This is a genomic window from uncultured Tateyamaria sp., assembly GCF_947497045.1.
Taxonomy (GTDB): Bacteria; Pseudomonadota; Alphaproteobacteria; order Rhodobacterales; family Rhodobacteraceae; genus Tateyamaria.
In genome coordinates, this window is the sequence record NZ_CANMEU010000040.1 from 1 (window position 1) to 1,453 (window position 1,453).

Annotated in this window: 2 protein-coding genes; one reads left to right on the plus strand and one right to left on the minus strand. The window is 57.9% G+C overall.

Translation table 11 applies throughout. The features are described from left to right. Positions 1 to 266: 266 nt before the first annotated feature. A complete protein-coding gene (locus Q0859_RS21405) occupies positions 267 to 995 on the minus strand; it encodes a DUF736 family protein (protein WP_299155192.1) in 729 nt (242 codons plus the stop codon). A 140-nt stretch (positions 996 to 1,135) separates the two neighbouring features. Here Q0859_RS21405 and Q0859_RS21410 point away from each other — a divergent pair. Continuing rightward, on the plus strand, positions 1,136 to 1,453 hold a 318-nt coding region (locus tag Q0859_RS21410; RefSeq protein ID WP_299155195.1), incomplete at its 3' end, for a hypothetical protein.

Below are 1,453 nucleotides of genomic sequence, written 5' to 3' on the forward strand. Positions count from 1 at the left end.
CCGCAGAGCAGACCTCATTTCTCTCAATCGGAGCAAACGCAAAAAGAGGGGAACCGCTGTTGGGCGGTTCCCCTCTCTCGTCCTGCCTCTGATGCCGGACCGCAGGCCCGTCTGGAGATACCCGACCTGCGATCCGTGAGGTCTGTGCTTGGGAGGAGGTACAGACCTGCACGACGTCAAGGCGCTCCGGTTGCCCGGAACGCCCTGATGATGCACCCCTTCGGGTGAGAGATCTGATCACCTCCTTTCGATGAGATGCAGCTGGATCAGCCGACCAGGGCCAGACCGTCGTTCGCGCGGTCGTCCAGCGTGTCGCTGTCCACGAATGGGATGATCGAGAAGGTGTCACCGCCGCGTTGATCTTCGTTCTGAACCGCGTTGACGCGGAGATCACCATCGGGCGTGTTGATCAGCAGCGAGAGGTATTCATTGCCGCTGCGCACGCTTTTTGTCATCCAGGCTGAACCAACGCGGATTGGTTTGCCTTTGGGTGAGCTGACTTCGATGCGGTAGTCCGGGTGGGTTTGCTCGACCTTGTAGTCGTTCTCGATCAGCATGAAGTCGAGATCGAACATCATGTTTACGACGTAGCCAGCGAATGCGTTGTCGGCATCCATTGCAGTCAACTCGCCCGAGATGGAGCCGGATTTCATGGTGCCGGTTGAGACGAACGGGATGATTTCGAATGCGCCGCTCTTGCTCTTGCGCGCGTCTTCATTCTGAACCGCGTTGACGCGGAACGGCCCAAGGCCCACGTCGATCTGCATCGAGAGGTAGGCGTTGCCGGTGTTCGTGCCGACTTCGTTCCAGGCCGAGCCGATGCGAACCTTGCGACCGGATGTGTTGACGGCTGTAACGTCATAGTCCGGGCTGCGCTCTGACATTTTCGAGCGTGTTTCCAGCTGGATTGCGATGTCGAACTTCTTGTTGTGGATGGTGCCTGTGAAGGCTGTGGTTTCGGTGTCGGTGCTTTTGGTGAGGGTTCCTGCGAACATGGGTCTTATCCTTTGAGTTGTGCGGTGCCTGACCTGATGCCAGTGTTGCCGCGTTGCTTTTCAAACCCCTCCTGGGGTCCCCCTTCCGAAAGCTTGCTTTCCACTTTCCTGTCCCCACCGTTTGCAGCTGCGTCCGCGCCATGTGTGGTGTCACCGGCGTTGCTGTCGCACGCTGCCCCGAAGTCACGGAATGGGCGAGACATGAGGTCTGTTTCACTGTCGCAACCGTTGCAAAATATCTTGTCGTCAAACTGATCCACCTCCCACGTCTGCAATTCTTCATTCCAAGCCGCCCAGCACTGACGCTGGACGGCTTGCGAATGGCATGTGCCGCAATGGACCGTGTATCCAAGGTCGGGCCGGGCGATAAAGAACAGTTGGGGCTCTCCATTGAGCGTCTTTCCTGCCCGATCAGTCAGGCCGACTGTGCTACCATTTGGCTCGAATGTGATCAGGTA

Excerpts from the sequence above, each read along its gene's own strand:
- Q0859_RS21405 (WP_299155192.1), bottom strand. The coding sequence starts at position 995 with ATGTTCGCAGGAACCCTCACCAAAAGCACCGACACCGAAACCACAGCC.